Here is a 15,932-nt window from a genome sequence, read left to right as displayed (position 1 = left end):
TGAACGATATTCTTTACCGAATGACACATTTTGGGGGATGTTTCGTTTGGTCGTCAGAAACATTTCTTGTAATTTTGCAGCCGTTATGGAGAAAAAGAGACATGCGCTTCGAAAACTGCTGGAGGCAGTGGAGAAGGAGTTGGTGAAGAAGCCCAACCGTAAGACGCTTGACCGACTGGCGCTCCTGGCAGGATTCCAGGACTGGCAGTCGTTTCAAGATGCACTTCATGGGGATGATGATGGGACTTCCAACTATGAGGACTAAAAAAGAGAGAGACACCGTTGCCTGATGGCAGGATGTCTCTCTCCTTATCTTTCTTTTGTCGCAAAGTCTTATTTTGCGATAGCGGTACGCTTCTCCTTGATGCGTGCTGCCTTACCAGTGAGCTTGCGCAGATAGTAAAGCTTAGCGCGGCGAACCTTACCAACCTTGTTCACTTCAATGCTGTCGATATTGGGCGACTCGATAGGGAAGATACGCTCTACACCTACAGTGCCAGACATCTTGCGAACAGTGAAACGCTTTTTGTCACCATGACCGTTGATCTTGATTACAACACCACGGTAGAGCTGGATGCGCTCCTTTGAACCCTCGATAATTTTGTAAGCGACAGTGATCGTGTCACCAGCCTTGAACTCTGGAAACTTCTTGCCGGTTGCAAATGCTTCTTCAGCAATTTTAATTAAATCCATTTTGTTTTTTAAATTAAATTTGTTGTATCGTTCCTACGCAACATAACAGGCAACTCGTTACTTCCTGCCAGCGATTACGTGGAAAGCGACTGCAAAGTTACGGCTTTTTCACGACACTTGCAATTTTTAGTTCTTCTTTTTTGCTAATTATCCGCTTTTTCGTACTTTTGCAGGAAAGACAGATTCGTTATGAAGAAAATTTTAATTACTTTTGCAGCTGCCACAATCATGGTGTCTGCATGCCATACTGGCTATCAGGTGGCATCGGTAGAAAGACAGCGTATCTTAGTGGATGCTCGCTATGATGTGCATCCTGACAAAAAAGCTGTGGGGTTTCTGGCTCCCTACAAACAGACGGTGGATAGCGTGATGGGACCTGTCGTGGGACGTTCTTCCCACTATATGACGGCGCAGCGTCCAGAGGGTGACCTCTCTAATCTGCTGGCTGACATCCTGGTGTGGGCAGGCGAGAGCTATGGTGAGCAACCTGTATTTGCCGTATATAATATGGGTGGTGTGAGAGCTGCGTTGCCTAAAGGGGAAGTGACTTACGGTGATGTCCTCGATGTGGCACCCTTTGAAAATAAGATTGCGTTTGCCACGTTGTCGGGCGCTGATGTGTTGCAACTCTTCAGAGAGATTGCCCGAGTGGGCGGTGAGGGATTGAGCCATTCTGTGCGGTTGGTTATCAGCAGAAAGGGCGAACTGCTCGATGCCACCATCAATGGCGAACCCATAGATCCGGCTAAGGACTATCGCATCACCACTATCGACTACCTCCTCGGCGGTACGGATAATATGACGGCGTTTAAGAAGTGTCGCAATATCAATTCGCCACAGAATGCGGAAAACAATTCGCGGTTTGTGATTATGAACTATTTCCGCGAACAGACACGACTCGGACGTGAAGTGGATGCTAAGATTGAAGGCCGTGTGACGGTAAAAGACTAACCCGTAAAAAAGATGAATATCATGGATAAGAAAGATATGCTATATAATAAGGTGATGATGCTGGTGGCTGTGATGCTTCCTGTCTGCCTGTGCTTTGCTGTGCCCACAGAGACAATGGCAAAGAAACCTAAGAAACTTGTCATTCTGCATACCAATGATACCCATTCCACCATTCTGCCCGTCAGCGAGCACTTGCCCGATACGATGAAGGCGGGACGTGGCGGCTTTGTGAGACGTGTGGCTATGATCAAAGAAGAGCGTAAGCGCAATCCAGACCTCCTCTATTTCGATAGTGGAGACTTCAGTCAGGGGTCGGCATACTATACCATGTTTAAGGGGGATGTGGAAATCGGTCTGATGAATCTCATGGGACTGGATGCCGTTACGATAGGCAACCATGAGTTTGATTTCGGACTGGAGAATATGGCACGACTGTTTCGTATGGCGAACTTCCCTATCGTGTGTGCCAATTACGACTTCACCGGTACGGTTTGTGAAGATATGGTGAAACCCTATGTCGTTCTTCATCGCAACGGACTGAAAATTGGGGTGTTCGGACTGTCACCGAAGATGAAGGGGCTTGTGGCTGACAAAAACTGTGAAGGGGTGAAATATCTCGACCCTATAGTAACAGCACGCAAAACAGCTGAGGTGCTGAAGAAGAAAGAAAAGTGTGATGTGGTGATTTGCGTGTCACACATGGGATGGGCTGACGGAAAGGAATATGATGCCAACGTGATACAAGGGTCACGCTATATAGACCTCGTACTGGGGGGACATACCCATACCTATATGAAACATTTGGAATATGTCAAGGACCTTGACGGACATGACGTGCCTGTAGATCAGAATGGTAAACATGCCATCTACGTGGGACGCATTGTGATGAATCTGAAGTAATCGGGCTGGCAGAGATATTGACCCGGTGACGACGGATTCTATTCAAAATAGAAGGTGAGCACCACCATCTTTGTCTGCGCGCTGCTGACACTGCCGGCGAAAGCCTGCTTGTTGGCATCGCGCAGACGGTCTTTATGCCCTCGGTCAAGACTATTGCCCAAACCATAACAGAACTTGAGTTCGGGAATCCACTTGAAGTAGGGTAAGTAGAAATCACAGCCCAAGCCCACTTCGATCATGGTGGTGAAGCGCTTCAAACGGATATAGTCGCTCGAAGGACTCGTCAGATTCACCATCGGACTGATGCCGGCGGTAAGGTAGGGACGATAGTTGTTCCAACGCTGGGCACTGAACTTGAGGCTTACAGGCACTGCCAGATACGTGTTTTTCAAGTCTTGCGTATATGGGTGGGGATGCCCTTCTGCATCGGTATCCTTCAGATCATGGAATGTGATGTGGTTGGAACCGAAGTGGAGGGCAGGAGATAAACGGAGCGACAAATGCTCGTGTAAGCGCCAATCGGCAAGTACACCGACGGTGAAACCGGTATTCCATCGGTCAGCATCAGTCACGATGAGACGCTCGTGGGGTGTTCCGTCCTCGCTCATGATGGTTTGAAGCCCCACGTTATCCATCTCGATGTCTTGCAGGTGGGTGCCTACCAGTATGCCGAAATGCAATGGGCGCTGATCGATATAGGGTTTGTTCTGTACTCTACGCTGCTGGGCTAAGCCTGTAAGCGTTGTGGTCAGAAATATCGTCAGTAGTATCGTGATTCTTGTCTTCATATTCACAATAACGCTCATTATTAGTGATTTATTGTATTCTCCATGTTTTTTCTTTCCCTATCGCCATGTCGTGATCATTTGTTTTGGGCTTTCTACAATACAAAAAAAACTAAAAAACAATCATCAAAATTAGGTAGTTTCGAAAATAATATATACCTTTGCATCATCAACATTTAGTATTTACATTTAACTAAACAAATATTAAGATTATGGCATACGTAATTGGTGATGACTGTATCGCATGCGGTACATGTATCGATGAGTGTCCCGTAGGAGCTATCTCTGAGGGCGACAAGTATTCAATTGACCCAGATGCTTGCACCGAGTGTGGAACTTGCGCTGGTGTTTGTCCTTCAGAGGCTATCAGCCTGCCTGCATAAGACAATACAAGTCAATAAAGAAATAAGACCCTTCATTTATTTTGAAGGGTTTTTTTATTTCATCACATTCAGAAAACTAACCTTTCAAAGACTATGAATATTGAAACGGTGAGAGACTATTGTCTGTCACTTCCGCTTGTCACAGAAGACTTCCCTTTTGATGACCAGACGCTTGCGTTTCGTATCATGGACAGAATATTTGCGTGCATGGATATGGAACGTCCTGAGTGGGTAACTATGAAATGTAATCCAGACCGTGCACTTGAACTACGAGAAGAATACGTTGAGATTGAAGGGGCATGGCATTGGAACAAAAAATACTGGAACCAAGTCAATCTCTATGGCCACCTTGACGATGAGTTGATACGGTCGCTCATACGACATAGTTATCGTGAAGTGGTGAGAAAACTCAAAAAGGCTGAAAGGCTTGAACACCCCGAAATTACAGACGTTTGTTGAGGTGCTTTCGTTCCTTTTATACCAAATAAAACAGATTATTCGCCTACGACTCTATCCGAAACCGGCCGTTTATTACATGCATGACAGTATTATATGTCCAATGACCGATTTGCGTTTATAATAGTCCAACAATCCCTCTATCTTTGCTCGACAGTAGCTTTCGTGTTAGACCATGGCAGACTCTTACAGCCAAGTCAGTCGTTTCCATAACTCTTCTAAAGGTCCTCGGCTATGATGCCTGAACCAATATTGACAGAATAAATATTGAACGATGACCATAACGATGCCGATAAGTGCTGCATAAGTGGTTCCTACTTTGTGGTAGTATCCAAACCCATAACCACAGAAAATAATGGTACCTATAATGGATTGCAGCAAATAGTTGGTCAGGCTCATGCGACCAAACAGACAGAGATGATGCATTACGCGTTGAAATCTTGGATATGCATACCAGAGTGTGACTATGGTAGAGACGATGCTTGACAGGATAACGAGATTGTAGATAGGAGATAGCCATTTTTCCAATGAACCAAACGGTGTCAGACTCATCAACACAGTAATCCCAACGGAAACAATCAGCACCTGATACCAATAATACAGGTGTTGACCTTCGTTGTAGAACAACCGATGTCTGCCCAACTGCATGCCGAGGATGAATAGGCAGAGTATTTGTGTCAACCGGCCTGTATAGACGAAAAAGAATACGTCGGTAGGGAAACCCAACTTCAAATTGATGAGCGTATTGTGCCAAAAACTGCCATATTGGTGTACTTCACTCATTGTCCCAAACATCTCCCAAAGGTGAGTAGGGTCTATTTCATATCCTGACAATAGGCACATGAGTTCTATCGGTTGAAGCGCTAGGAAGATAATGATAGTCCATACCCAGCGCGATGATAGATGGCTGATGGGGATGAGTAATAAGCCAATGAGTGCATAAATGATGAGAATGTCACCATCATAGAAGGCTACATTGACGATGCCAAAACAGAGTAGGAGGGACATACGCCACGAGAAACGCCAGTCGAACGACTGATGCTTTTGTTGCTGGTTGTCGTTCATGATGAAGAAACTCAAACCGAAAAGCATGGCAAAGATACCATACATCTTACCAGATAGTAGCCATGCCAATGTGTCGGCAACCTGTTGGTCGATTGGCAATGTGTTTGAAATGGGCTGTGACGTGAAGATGTTGAAATGCTCCACAGCATGATAGATGATAATACCTGCCACGGCTATTCCGCGTAAGGCGTCAGCCACGTCAATACGGGTATTGGGTATTCCTTTTGTCTTGTACATAACGATGTGTATTGTTGATGGTGCAAAAGTAGGCATAAAAAGTGAATTGCACAATAGCTCGCTCGTCTTATTCCGTCAGATGAAAACTTTTTCAGATATACCGCATCTTAGTAATTGATGTTATCAAACTAATGATATTCATAATTTAAATTTTCTTGTGATACCCTATGCATAACGGCGTGCTATTTGCACTACGTCTTCTATCATAAATAGTTGGAATGTCTGGAAAAAAAGGAAGAACCATCTTGCGATTGGCCCTTCCTCCCAGTTTAGTCCTTGAAAAATTGGGGTTGCTTATTTAACACCAAGTACTTGTTTGGCAATATCGTTTTCTGGATCGATTTTCAACAGCTTGTGTGCAAATTCTGTTGCTTTTGCCTTATCGTCCTTAGCTACATAGTAGTAAGAGATCATATAGCGATATGCCTCGATCAGACGGGCATTGTCTGCCTTGTCTTTTGTCTCTTTAGGTGCAATCATCTCTTCCAACTTCTGATAGAAGGGAAGTGCGAGACCCAGCTTCTGGTCGGGGTCTTGATATGAGTTTACACGTGCACGCATGAACGTTGCATATTCGATGGCATTCTCATAGCGGTTCTGCAATTCTTCATATGCTACATCAGCGTTCTTCAGTTCTTCTTTCTGAGCATCACCTTCCAAGGTTCCTGCTTTCTGGGTGTGAAGCTGACCGAGTTTTGCCAAATCGTTGGCTGTTGGTTTCTCTACAGTTGCAATGTACTCCTTGTGGTATTTGATGGCGTTGTCGAAGTCATCTTTGTTGAGATATGCCTCGGTAATCTGTTCAATGATACCAGCACGCTTATCCTTGTTGTCCATGTCGGGCTGGGCAAGCGCCTTCTCGTACATCTCAATGGCTTTGTCACTCTGCTTAGCACCGTTGTAGGCATTGCCATAGTAAGTGTAGTCGAAGTAAGAGAACTTTGCCGAGTCTGACTGGTTGAAGAGGGCATCTGCATATTTCAGAGCCTGATCATATTCCTTAAGGTCTGTACTGTTGAAGAATGCCAGACGGTTGAAAGCAGCGCTACGTGGCTTGCGGGTCAGACCATATTGAGCAATCTCAAGACTCTTCTGATTCTGCTGTTTGAAGAATGCAGACATGGCATAGTCGCTCAAGTCGCTATCCTCCATCTTCGTCATATCAGCCTTATTGTAGTATTCAAGAGCCTTCTCGAAATCGTTGGCGAGATAGTAGATACGACCTGCAATAGCATCAACAGCTACATCAGGACGCTGTGCGCGGAGCTCCTCAAGTACGCTGATTGCCTCAGAGGGACTGATCTTGCGATACACGTTGGCATACTTGAAATAAGCCTCAGGGTTCTTAGGATCAGCATAGCGAGCCTGTGTGTAGTAAGAGGCTGCTTCACCACCATTGTCACCCAATGCCTGAATATCACCCAGCATGATGAATGCCTCCGCATTCTTGTTCTTGCTGGCTGCGAGAGTGTAGTTAGCAAAAGTACGAGCATTAGCTGTATCCTTGGCTGCATAGAATGCCTTGGCGAAAGCCAACAGGTTGGCAACGTTCTTTTTGTTCTTCTTATAGTAGTTCTTCATCTGCTTGTCGAAGTCGGCAGGTTTGCTACTAATCATCTGTTTTACTGCAGCTACGTCGGCTGCGGTGCCATCCTGGGCGTTGGCCTGTGTGCTGAATCCTATCATCAGCGCACCCATCAATAGGTATTTAATTGTCTTCATAATCTCTTTTTTTATTATGTTAGTTAGACATAAATTTGTTTTTTCTTGTTATTTCACTATCACACTACGTGTTGTCATGTTGCCATAAGCAGGCAGAATTGACGAGTGGTAGATGATAAGCTGACCCTTGGGCGATGCGATATAATTGCTGAAACCGAAAGGCAGACCGCGATAGGAATCATTCAGCAAGCAATATATGGTACGTATCAATGGATAGCTGTCATCATAGATGTAGTATTGATAGGGCTTGTAGCTATTTTCTGGGGTGGCTGTCTCCATACGGCTGACAGACATCACACGGATATTCTTCTTAAAGGTGACGTTGGTCGTGTCACGTTTGTCGTTCAACCAGTTTGAACCGATGATGCCAATGGCATTCTTGGTGCTTTCCACATAGTTGATGACTTCGGCAGATTTCTCTACAGCCTGAATATTAGGACTGTTGATGGGCTTGCCTCCCAATATGGAATCCTGACAATAGCGAACGGTGCTGGATTTCGGATGGTCGAATACCACTTCTATATCGCCTTGCTTCGAACCAGGATAGATATCACTCCACTTCTTGGCTTCACCACGGAGTATGCGGGCTATATCCTTGACGGTGATACAGGTGTCGGGATTGGATCTGTTGATGATTAGTGCCAAACCATCGTAAGCAATGGGAGCAGACTTCATCGACTTGTATCCTAAGTTTTTGAGTGTGTTAAACTCGTTTTTGGTGTATTGACGAGAGGTAATGGCGAGAAATATCTTTTCCTCCATCAGCATTTTTACGGCATCTTGCTCATTTGTATAGATGGCAGTAAGCTTGGCTTTAGGATGGTCGTTGTTGAACATCTCTACCTCTTCATCGATAATGGGTGCGAAACTATTATCAGAGGCGAAACTAATCGCCCCTGATGATATAGTATCTGCACGAAATTTTTTCGGCTTGCTGTCTTTGCAGGCAGCAAGTCCGAAAATAATTAGTGCTAATCCAACGAAAATGTTGAATGTGTTTCTTCTCATATTACTGAAGTCTGAAGGTTACAGGAAGGGTGTACTTTACACGTACAGCCGAACCATTCTGCTTACCAGGAATCCAGCGTGGCATGCTCTGCACAACGCGCTTGGCTTCCTTGTCGAGTGAAGAGTCAACTGACTTCACAACTTTCACGTCCGTGATAGAACCGTCGCGCTCAACGATGAACGATACGATTACACGACCCTGAATGCCGTTTTCCTCAGCTACTACTGGATACTTGATGCTCTTGTTCAGATACTCGAACAGGGCAGACTGACCACCAGGGTAAGAAGGCATCTGTTCAACAACGTCGAACACCTTGGCTACTTCTTCCTTTGGAGGCTCTGGCTGTGCGATAACCTCTTTAGCTTTCAGCACCTCACCGGCAGCATCGTCATTACCTTTCACGTCGAAAGAACCGATAGCAGTCTTAGTCTTGTTGAGGTCATCCTGTGACTTCAACTCTTCATCAGGCTTTACTTCGGAGTCCTTCTTGATGACAGGAGGAACGAATTTTACCGAACTCTTTACTTTTTCAACAGGTTTGGCTTCCTCGATCTTCACAGGTGCTTTCTTTTCAACTTTTACCTCTTTCTTGGCAATCTGTGAGAGCTCGACATCTGCTGAAATCTCTTCCTTGCTGTTTGCTTCAATGATGGCGTTGACACCTACGATAAGACCGATGGCAGCAGCCAGGATCACCATGATGATAATTGAATACACGTTACGTGATCCTGTGTTCTTGCGCAGCTTGTAAGCACCGTATTCCTTGTTTCTTCCTTCGAAGACAAGGTCAACCCATCCATTGTCAATCAAATCTATTTTAGACATAGTTTCTTGCTTTTAGATGTTACTTAATGTCATTTACTTGATACCCTTAGCTTTGAGAAGCTTCATGTCGTCGGGGCTAATCTCGTCGATGACGTACTTACCGATACTGCAAATCTGCATCTCATCCAGTGCAGTGACCATGTTCTCGTAGCTTGACGCATCGGTCGGCTTGATAATAATGGTCAGTGTAGGAACTTTCTCGCCATTGAGCAGTTCACCGTTACGAATCTTTGACAACTCATTGTTGTAAGTAGAATCGGGCATTTCTGTCTCCTTCTTCTTCTTGTCCAACTCAAGTTTTGCCAGGCGAATCTTTGCTACAGGAATGATACCTTCCTCTGTACGATGCTCGGTAATGATCTTACGGATACCATCTTTACCCCATGTAGTTTCCTTCATGCAGGTTGGATCGTCATACTTGGGAATACCCTTGATGTAGTAGATTTTGTTGTCGCCACCAAGATAAAAAGTAATGGTGTGTGACTCTTTGGTTGCGTTCTTATCCGCATCGCTGATGTTCTTGTCGTTACTTGGCATGGTCAGCTGCATGGCCTGCGGCTTGCTCAAAGACGTACAGAGCATGAAGAACGTGATAAGAAGCATCATCATGTCCACCATCGGCGTGAAATCGACGCGTACATTGACTTTCTTCTGTTTACTTGCTTTTTGCTTTGCCATTCTTTACTCCTCCGCTTCTTTAAACGATGTAATCAACTGATAACGGTTCTCATCCATAGAGCGCAGTTCTGACATGACGGTCTTAACAACCTTATAAGGTGTCTTTGAGTCTGCATTGATGCAGATCTTCATGTCTTCACCTGCGTCGAGCGCAGTTCTTACCCACAACTGGAATTCACTCATGCCTTTTGTACCGTCACCATTGGCGATACTGTCGGTGGGAATACCTTTGGTGGCCAGTGTCTCAGCCAACTTGCTCTGAGGCAGTGAGAGATACTGTTCCAACTCGTTCATGGGTACACCAAACTGTGTCTCTTCCAAGAACTTCTGCTGAAGGGCTGGGCTGAGGTTTACACCGAACTTGTCGGTCATATCCAACAGCGTTGTCTTCAGATAGTTCACATTGTCCATGCTCATGAACACCTTACCCTGAGGGTTGATGGTGATGTTCAGAACATTGTTCTCTGGAACCTTGACCTTAGCGGCTGACTGTGGTGTGTTGACCTTTACTGGTTCATTCTTCACGAATGTAGATGTCATCATGAAGAACGTCAGCAAAAGCACCATCACGTCAGACATTGGGGTCATGTCTATCCAGACGTCGCTTTTCTTAATTTTTACTTTACCCATAGTGATAAAATTTTAAAGGGTTAGCAAAAATTAAGCCTCTTCTGTGTGGTTTGCTTCGTAAGTCTGAGCAATTGAGTAACCAACCTCGTCGAGGGCGAATGTCAACTTGTCAATCTTGTTGGTGTAGTAGTTGTAAGCTACAACAGCTACCCAAGAGGTCAAAATACCAGATGCGGTATTAACCAGGGCCTCAGAAATACCGAGTGACAGAGCCTGTGAGTCAGCACCACCACCAGCGGCCAGAGCGGCGAATGAACGGATCATACCTACAACGGTTCCGAACAGAGCGGTCAGAGTACCGAGGGTAACGATAGTAGCGATGATAGGCATGTTCATGGTCAGAGTAGGCATCTCCAGCTGAGTAGCCTCTTCGTGAGCCTGTTGGATCTTAGCTACTTTCTGAGCCTTCTTGATACCAGAAACAGCTTCCATCTCCTTGTAAGCACGGAGAGAAGCACCTACTACGTTAGCAACAGAACCGCGCTGCTTGTCGCAGAGCTCCTGAGCCTTTACGAAATCATTAGCGTTAAGAGCAGCCTTGATGTTAGCCACGAACTTAGGGAGTTTGCCCTTACCAAAAGCGGTGTTCAGAGCCAGACCACGCTCGATAGACAGAGCGATTACTGAGAACAGCAGGGTAAGGATCACAGGTACAACGACACCACCTTTGTAGATGGTACCCCACATGTTACCGTCGATAACTTCACCGTTTGCAGGGTTGATGTGATCTGCATTACCGAGGAAGTACTTGAAGAAACATACTGCGAGAACGAAGCAGACAGCGATAATCCAGAATGCTCCTTTTACTCCCTGAAAGCCCTGGCCCTTCTTGGCGGGGGCTGCTTTTTTTGTAGTTGCCATAATTTTGAATGTAATTTTAGTTATTAAATAAAGTTATATATCTTTCTGATTTAGCGTACTTTGCGGTTTCTAGACAGTCGTAAAAAAGCAGTTTTGCCTCTATAACTGAAAGCAAAGATAATCATTTGCGCCGTACAATTGTTATAATTAAGAACTTTTAACTAGTTAATAATTCTTTTTTTTATTTCAGCAGGGCTAATGTCTCCTTGATTCTGCGCATGGCTTCGATGATATTTTCGTCGCTTGTTGCATAGCTCATGCGGAAGCAGTCTGGATCACCGAATGCGTCACCGCCAACGGTTGCCACGTGACCTTTTTCGAGGAGGAAGAGGGCGAGGTCGCTGGAGTTGTTGATGGTGGTGCTTTCGTAACTCTTTCCATAGAAGCTGCTGCATTTGGGGAAGAGATAGAATGCACCTTGCGGTACGTTGACTTCGAGTCCTGGTATGTCTTGCGCGAGCTTGACAATAAGGTTGCGGCGGCGTTCAAAGGCCTGACGCATCTGCTCTACGCATTCCTGACTTTGTGTGTATGCGAACTCTGCTGCTTTCTGACTTACGGAGCATGGACCGCTGGTGTATTGTCCTTGCAACTTGTTGCAACCTTTGACAATCCATTCGGGTGCGGCGATGTAACCGATGCGCCAACCTGTCATAGCGTATGCTTTTGATACTCCGTTGACGATGATGCTGCGCTCTTTCATGCCGGGGAACTGGGCGATGCTCTCGTGGTGTCCTACGTAGTTGATGTGCTCGTAGATTTCGTCTGCTAATACGAAGAGGTCATCGTGACGTTTGATAACTTCTGCAAGTCCTGCAAGTTCTTCCTTGGTATATACGCTACCTGTTGGATTGCTTGGTGAGCAGAGGATGAGCAAGCGTGTCTTGGGGGTGATGGCAGCTTCAAGTTGTTCGGGAGTCATCTTGAAGTTTTGCTCGAATCCAGCTTCTACGATGACAGGTGTGCCTCCTGCCAATTTTACCATCTGCGGATAGCTTACCCAATATGGGGCAGGTATGATAACTTCGTCGCCGGGATTGACAAGTGCCATGACGGTGTTGCAGACGCTCTGCTTGGCACCGTTTGATACAAGTACCTCGTTGACGGTATAGTCAAGTCCGTTTTCGTTTTTGAGTTTTTCTACGATGGCCTTGCGCAAATCAGCGTATCCAGGTACTGGTGAGTATCTGGAGTAATTGTCGTCGATAGCTTTTTTTGCGGCCTCTTTGATGTGGTCCGGTGTGTTGAAGTCAGGTTCTCCGACGCTCATGTTTATAACGTCGATGCCTTGCGCTTTCATCTCTGAGCTCTTCTGCGACATTGCGAGTGTTGCAGAAGGAGCCAACCGTTGGAGTCGGTCTGATAGTTGTGCCATGTTATTTTTGTATAAGTAGAATTGTTTGCAAAATTAGTCAATTATTTCTTTTTTACGAAAGAAATTAGTTGATTTTTACCTTTTTCGTATTAAAATACAATGAATTGGTTATTATTTGAGGTGCAGGGTGTGTCCCATGCGGTTTTTCTTCGTTTCAAGATAATGTCTGTTGAACTTGTTTGGAGTTACTTCAATGGGGACATTTTCAACGATTTCCAGTCCGTAACCTTCAAGACCGACGCGTTTTACGGGGTTGTTGGTGAGCAGTCGCATCTTGCGTACGCCGAGGTGGCGGAGCATCTGTGCGCCACAGCCATAATCTCGCTCGTCTGCTTTGAAGCCAAGGTGTAGGTTGGCATCTACTGTGTCGAGGCCTTCTTCTTGCAGTTTGTAGGCTGCAATCTTGTTCATCAGTCCGATACCGCGACCTTCTTGCTGCATATAGATTACCACGCCTTTGCCTTCTTTTTCAATGGCTTGCATGGCTTTGTGAAGTTGTTCTCCACAGTCGCATCGCATGGAACCGAGGATATCGCCAGTCATGCATGATGAGTGTACGCGTACGAGTACAGGTTCGTCTTCTTTCCATTCGCCTTTGATGAGTGCCATGTGTTCCAGCCCATTGCTGTTTTGGCGGAATGGGATGAGTCGGAAATGTCCGTATTCGGTGGGCATATCTACCTCTTCGCCTACTTCGATGATAGATTCTTTTTGCAGGCGGTAGGCTATCATGTCTTTGATGGTGATAACCTTCAAATCATGCTTTCTGGCAAATGCTATAAGTTCTGGCAGACGAGCCATGGTACCATCGTCGTTCATGATTTCCATGAGTGCTCCGGCGGGATAGAGTCCTGCCATGTGACAAAGGTCGATGGCGGCTTCGGTGTGTCCGCATCTGCGAAGTACTCCGTTGTCTTGTGCATAGAGTGGGTTGACATGTCCGGGGCGTCCAAAAGTCTGTGGTGTGGCGTTGGGGTCGGCTAATGCCTTAATGGTGGCAGCGCGGTCATGTGCAGACACGCCAGTCGAGCATCCTTCGATCTTGTCGATGGTGACGGTGAATGGAGTGCCGAGCAGCGAGGTGTTGTCCTGTACTTGGTGTGGCAGGTCGAGTTCGATGCTACGGCTGATGGTGACAGGTGCGCAGAGTACGCCACGTGCGTATTTCAGCATGAAGTTCACCATTTCTGGAGTGATTTTCTCTGCTGCACAGATGAGGTCGCCCTCGTTCTCGCGGTCTTCATCATCTACAACGATGACGAATTTGCCTTCGCGGAAGTCGTGAATGGCTTCCTCTACGGTATTTACTTTGAGTTTCTCCATATTGTAATTTTCTTTTTATACCTTATTTATATATAAATATTATGTTTCTTATGGTTATTGAATTCCTGTTTTGTCGTGATTGTCTAGGTTTTTTTTCAGACTATTATAGTCTGTACCTGTTATTTCGGCTATTCGTTTGACAATGAGTTCGTTGTTTGTTGTGATGGCCGTGAGGTCTTTATACAATCGGAACCTGAACTGGCACATGCGGAGGTAGAATATGATGCCTGTTGGTAAGAATATTCCCGTGATGGCGTTGAGCCATTTGCGCCGGAAGGGCCGAGTGTGTGCATGGGTTGCAACGATGGGGAATCTGTTGAGGTAGGTAATGATGGCACGGTCTCGTGTGTTCATCAAATCTCGTATGATGTTTTCCTGCATTTCGTTGATGCGCTCGATGTTCTGGTCGTTGCCTGGACGGAAAAATACCTTGATAGGGTTGGGTAGGCGCAGCAGCCTGTGTTCGGTGTTATACTGTTGTATTTCGTTGTTGATGTGTAATAACAGCTGTGCATCGTTGATGTAGGATGGATCTTCGATGATGACCTCCTTACTGCTGATGTGTCGTTTGGATCTCAGGCCGAGTATGCGCATGAGAATTGATTTGTAGAGGTCGATATTGAATACTACCGAGTCGTTGTTGGCCTTGTAGGTGAAGAATACTGCGATGGGGGTGAGGATTGCTGTTCCCATGAGTTTTCCGAACCATACTGTCCAGTTGTCGTCACGTGCCATTTTCATTCCTGTGTTCTCGAGTATGAAGTATATGATGAACACGATGACTGATATGATTACCGGTATTCCCAGTCCACCCTTGCGGATGATGGCTCCGAGCGGTGCTCCGATAAAGAAGAATATGAGGCACGATAGTGATAGTGTGATCTTGTTGATGGCTTCTATCTCGTGCAATCTTTCGTTTCGGTTGAGATAAGTAGAATAGTCGGCTTTGAAATCGAGGTCTATTGCTGCCATTTGTGCATTGTCGGCAGCTCGCTTGATGACACTCTGTTTGACGTCAACCGGTAGCTTTGTGAAGGCTGAGTCGAAATTGAGTTGTCCTTTACTGATGTCTGCCATGACTTTGAGAGAGTCTTTCTTGTTGAACGAAGGCAGTCGCAGGTAGTTGTTTTGTGCTTCGTGAAAGACTGCGTGTCCTACCGAATCGTTGAATTCCCTAATGGAGTCTAAGTCGTGGAGTATCTGGCGCATGCCTTTTGAGCGTGCGTCGGTGGCTATGCCTCCTGCGTCAGCCATATTGAAGTCGCCGTCGAAGTCGAGTAGGATGCGCTTCTTGGAGAATGTCTCTCGTCGGTAGGGCACATTGGCAGGGCCGGCAATGTCTTGTTGTCTCATGTTTTCAAACCATTCGCCGCTGTGGAGTGTCAGCAGAATGTGTTTCTTCTCTGCGGTGGATTGCATGGTGCCTGAGTCTGCCAGGATGATGGCATGGTCGTCGTAGCCGCCGTTGATGCGGAATATCATGAGTCCGTAGAGTTTTCCTGTGTTGAGGTCTTTTTTCTGAACGTAGATATTTGAACCGCTTACGCCATCATAGAAGATTCCTTCTGGGATTTCCACTTCGGGGTTTTTCTGCTTCATCGACATGAGCAGTTGTCGGAATGACACGAACGACTCTGGTCCCACTACTTCTTGGAAATAGAACGAAATGCAACTGATGCAGCAGACAATGGCGATGAGTGACCGCATGGACTGTATGAGTGAGATTCCGGCAGCTTTGATGGCGGTAAGTTCTGAGCTCTCACCGAGGTTTCCGAAGGCAATGAGTGAACTTAGAAGAATGGCAAGAGGGAAGGCCTGAGGCATGAGCATCAGTCCCATATACCAGAAAAACTGTGCCAGAATATCGAGCGACAGTCCTTTTCCGATCAGTTCGTCCACGTATCGCCATAAGAACTGCATCATAAGCACGAACTGGCAGATGAAGAAGGTTCCTACGAATAGCAGTCCAAACTGCTTAGCGATAAATATGTCTAATTTCTTAATTCGAAACATTCATGAATGTGCTTTCAGACTGCAAA

Annotated in this window: 17 protein-coding genes; 5 read left to right on the top strand and 12 right to left on the bottom strand. The window is 45.9% G+C overall.

From position 1 onward, the window contains the following. The first annotated feature begins 37 nt into the window (after positions 1-37). Positions 38-265, top strand: a complete 228-nt coding sequence (locus CIK93_RS03480; protein WP_371327193.1) for a hypothetical protein — start codon at positions 38-40, stop codon at positions 263-265. Positions 266-333: 68 nt separating this feature from the next. Here CIK93_RS03480 and rplS read toward each other — a convergent pair whose 3' ends face one another. After that, the gene (gene rplS, locus CIK93_RS03475) at positions 334-693 is read right to left on the bottom strand and encodes a 50S ribosomal protein L19 (RefSeq protein WP_094391223.1); all 360 of its coding nucleotides are present in this window, start codon (positions 691-693) and stop codon (positions 334-336) included. Positions 694-882: 189 nt separating this feature from the next. On the opposite strand from rplS, the gene CIK93_RS03470 reads away from it, so the two are divergent. Then, positions 883-1,644, top strand: coding sequence for a 5'-nucleotidase C-terminal domain-containing protein (locus CIK93_RS03470; RefSeq protein WP_094446579.1), 762 nt, complete (start codon positions 883-885; stop codon positions 1,642-1,644). A gap of 72 nt (positions 1,645-1,716) precedes the next feature. Then, on the top strand, positions 1,717-2,544 hold the full coding sequence (locus CIK93_RS03465; RefSeq protein WP_254046725.1) for a bifunctional UDP-sugar hydrolase/5'-nucleotidase: 828 nt from the start codon (positions 1,717-1,719) through the stop codon (positions 2,542-2,544). A 38-nt stretch (positions 2,545-2,582) separates the two neighbouring features. Here CIK93_RS03465 and CIK93_RS03460 read toward each other — a convergent pair whose 3' ends face one another. Next, the gene (locus tag CIK93_RS03460) at positions 2,583-3,332 is read right to left on the bottom strand and encodes a porin family protein (protein WP_094434502.1); all 750 of its coding nucleotides are present in this window, start codon (positions 3,330-3,332) and stop codon (positions 2,583-2,585) included. Positions 3,333-3,541: 209 nt separating this feature from the next. Between CIK93_RS03460 and CIK93_RS03455 the strand changes: the two genes are divergently transcribed. Together CIK93_RS03455 and CIK93_RS03450 are read left to right on the top strand one after the other, a co-directional pair. Then, the gene (locus CIK93_RS03455; RefSeq protein ID WP_094391225.1) at positions 3,542-3,712 is read left to right on the top strand and encodes a 4Fe-4S binding protein; all 171 of its coding nucleotides are present in this window, start codon (positions 3,542-3,544) and stop codon (positions 3,710-3,712) included. Positions 3,713-3,805: 93 nt separating this feature from the next. Next, a complete protein-coding gene (locus CIK93_RS03450) occupies positions 3,806-4,171 on the top strand; it encodes an MmcQ/YjbR family DNA-binding protein (protein WP_094391226.1) in 366 nt (121 codons plus the stop codon). Between the two features lie 183 nt (positions 4,172-4,354). On the opposite strand, the gene CIK93_RS03445 is transcribed toward CIK93_RS03450, so the two are convergent. The 10 genes from CIK93_RS03445 to CIK93_RS03400 form a co-directional block, all read right to left on the bottom strand. Beyond that, positions 4,355-5,470 carry a DUF418 domain-containing protein gene (locus CIK93_RS03445; protein ID WP_094391227.1) on the bottom strand — a complete coding sequence of 372 codons (1,116 nt, stop codon included), beginning with the start codon at positions 5,468-5,470 and terminating at the stop codon, positions 4,355-4,357. A gap of 294 nt (positions 5,471-5,764) precedes the next feature. Then, positions 5,765-7,192, bottom strand: a complete 1,428-nt coding sequence (locus CIK93_RS03440; RefSeq protein WP_094446578.1) for a lipopolysaccharide assembly protein LapB — start codon at positions 7,190-7,192, stop codon at positions 5,765-5,767. Between the two features lie 48 nt (positions 7,193-7,240). After that, positions 7,241-8,200, bottom strand: a complete 960-nt coding sequence (locus tag CIK93_RS03435; RefSeq protein WP_094391229.1) for a PstS family phosphate ABC transporter substrate-binding protein — start codon at positions 8,198-8,200, stop codon at positions 7,241-7,243. 1 nt (position 8,201) lies between these two features. After that, positions 8,202-9,026, bottom strand: a complete 825-nt coding sequence (locus tag CIK93_RS03430) for an energy transducer TonB (protein WP_094391230.1) — start codon at positions 9,024-9,026, stop codon at positions 8,202-8,204. A 33-nt stretch (positions 9,027-9,059) separates the two neighbouring features. Then, positions 9,060-9,704 carry a biopolymer transporter ExbD gene (locus CIK93_RS03425; RefSeq protein ID WP_094391231.1) on the bottom strand — a complete coding sequence of 215 codons (645 nt, stop codon included), beginning with the start codon at positions 9,702-9,704 and terminating at the stop codon, positions 9,060-9,062. 3 nt (positions 9,705-9,707) lie between these two features. After that, positions 9,708-10,334, bottom strand: a complete 627-nt coding sequence (locus CIK93_RS03420; RefSeq protein ID WP_094391232.1) for a biopolymer transporter ExbD — start codon at positions 10,332-10,334, stop codon at positions 9,708-9,710. Between the two features lie 30 nt (positions 10,335-10,364). Next, the gene (locus CIK93_RS03415; RefSeq protein ID WP_094391233.1) at positions 10,365-11,195 is read right to left on the bottom strand and encodes a MotA/TolQ/ExbB proton channel family protein; all 831 of its coding nucleotides are present in this window, start codon (positions 11,193-11,195) and stop codon (positions 10,365-10,367) included. Between the two features lie 181 nt (positions 11,196-11,376). Beyond that, the gene (locus CIK93_RS03410) at positions 11,377-12,570 is read right to left on the bottom strand and encodes a pyridoxal phosphate-dependent aminotransferase (RefSeq protein WP_094391234.1); all 1,194 of its coding nucleotides are present in this window, start codon (positions 12,568-12,570) and stop codon (positions 11,377-11,379) included. Positions 12,571-12,681: 111 nt separating this feature from the next. Next, positions 12,682-13,893, bottom strand: a complete 1,212-nt coding sequence (locus CIK93_RS03405) for a bifunctional 3,4-dihydroxy-2-butanone-4-phosphate synthase/GTP cyclohydrolase II (protein ID WP_094391235.1) — start codon at positions 13,891-13,893, stop codon at positions 12,682-12,684. A 54-nt stretch (positions 13,894-13,947) separates the two neighbouring features. Continuing rightward, positions 13,948-15,906, bottom strand: a complete 1,959-nt coding sequence (locus CIK93_RS03400; RefSeq protein WP_094446577.1) for an LptF/LptG family permease — start codon at positions 15,904-15,906, stop codon at positions 13,948-13,950. Positions 15,907-15,932 lie beyond the last annotated feature (26 nt).

Source organism: Prevotella sp. P3-92 (assembly GCF_002251205.1).
Taxonomy (GTDB): Bacteria; Bacteroidota; Bacteroidia; order Bacteroidales; family Bacteroidaceae; genus Prevotella.
Note: the sequence above shows the minus strand (reverse complement) of the source record. Positions and strands in the feature narration are given on the sequence as shown.

Coding starts and splice junctions, on each gene's coding strand:
- CIK93_RS03415 (WP_094391233.1), bottom strand. CDS start 11,195: ATGGCAACTACAAAAAAAGCAGCCCCCGCCAAGAAGGGCCAGGGCTTT.
- CIK93_RS03405 (WP_094391235.1), bottom strand. CDS start 13,893: ATGGAGAAACTCAAAGTAAATACCGTAGAGGAAGCCATTCACGACTTC.
- CIK93_RS03460 (WP_094434502.1), bottom strand. CDS start 3,332: ATGAAGACAAGAATCACGATACTACTGACGATATTTCTGACCACAACG.
- CIK93_RS03470 (WP_094446579.1), top strand. CDS start 883: ATGAAGAAAATTTTAATTACTTTTGCAGCTGCCACAATCATGGTGTCT.
- CIK93_RS03450 (WP_094391226.1), top strand. CDS start 3,806: ATGAATATTGAAACGGTGAGAGACTATTGTCTGTCACTTCCGCTTGTC.
- CIK93_RS03430 (WP_094391230.1), bottom strand. CDS start 9,026: ATGTCTAAAATAGATTTGATTGACAATGGATGGGTTGACCTTGTCTTC.
- CIK93_RS03420 (WP_094391232.1), bottom strand. CDS start 10,334: ATGGGTAAAGTAAAAATTAAGAAAAGCGACGTCTGGATAGACATGACC.
- CIK93_RS03445 (WP_094391227.1), bottom strand. CDS start 5,470: ATGTACAAGACAAAAGGAATACCCAATACCCGTATTGACGTGGCTGAC.
- CIK93_RS03410 (WP_094391234.1), bottom strand. CDS start 12,570: ATGGCACAACTATCAGACCGACTCCAACGGTTGGCTCCTTCTGCAACA.
- CIK93_RS03465 (WP_254046725.1), top strand. CDS start 1,717: ATGCTTCCTGTCTGCCTGTGCTTTGCTGTGCCCACAGAGACAATGGCA.
- CIK93_RS03400 (WP_094446577.1), bottom strand. CDS start 15,906: ATGTTTCGAATTAAGAAATTAGACATATTTATCGCTAAGCAGTTTGGA.
- rplS (WP_094391223.1), bottom strand. CDS start 693: ATGGATTTAATTAAAATTGCTGAAGAAGCATTTGCAACCGGCAAGAAG.
- CIK93_RS03455 (WP_094391225.1), top strand. CDS start 3,542: ATGGCATACGTAATTGGTGATGACTGTATCGCATGCGGTACATGTATC.
- CIK93_RS03480 (WP_371327193.1), top strand. CDS start 38: ATGTTTCGTTTGGTCGTCAGAAACATTTCTTGTAATTTTGCAGCCGTT.
- CIK93_RS03440 (WP_094446578.1), bottom strand. CDS start 7,192: ATGAAGACAATTAAATACCTATTGATGGGTGCGCTGATGATAGGATTC.
- CIK93_RS03435 (WP_094391229.1), bottom strand. CDS start 8,200: ATGAGAAGAAACACATTCAACATTTTCGTTGGATTAGCACTAATTATT.
- CIK93_RS03425 (WP_094391231.1), bottom strand. CDS start 9,704: ATGGCAAAGCAAAAAGCAAGTAAACAGAAGAAAGTCAATGTACGCGTC.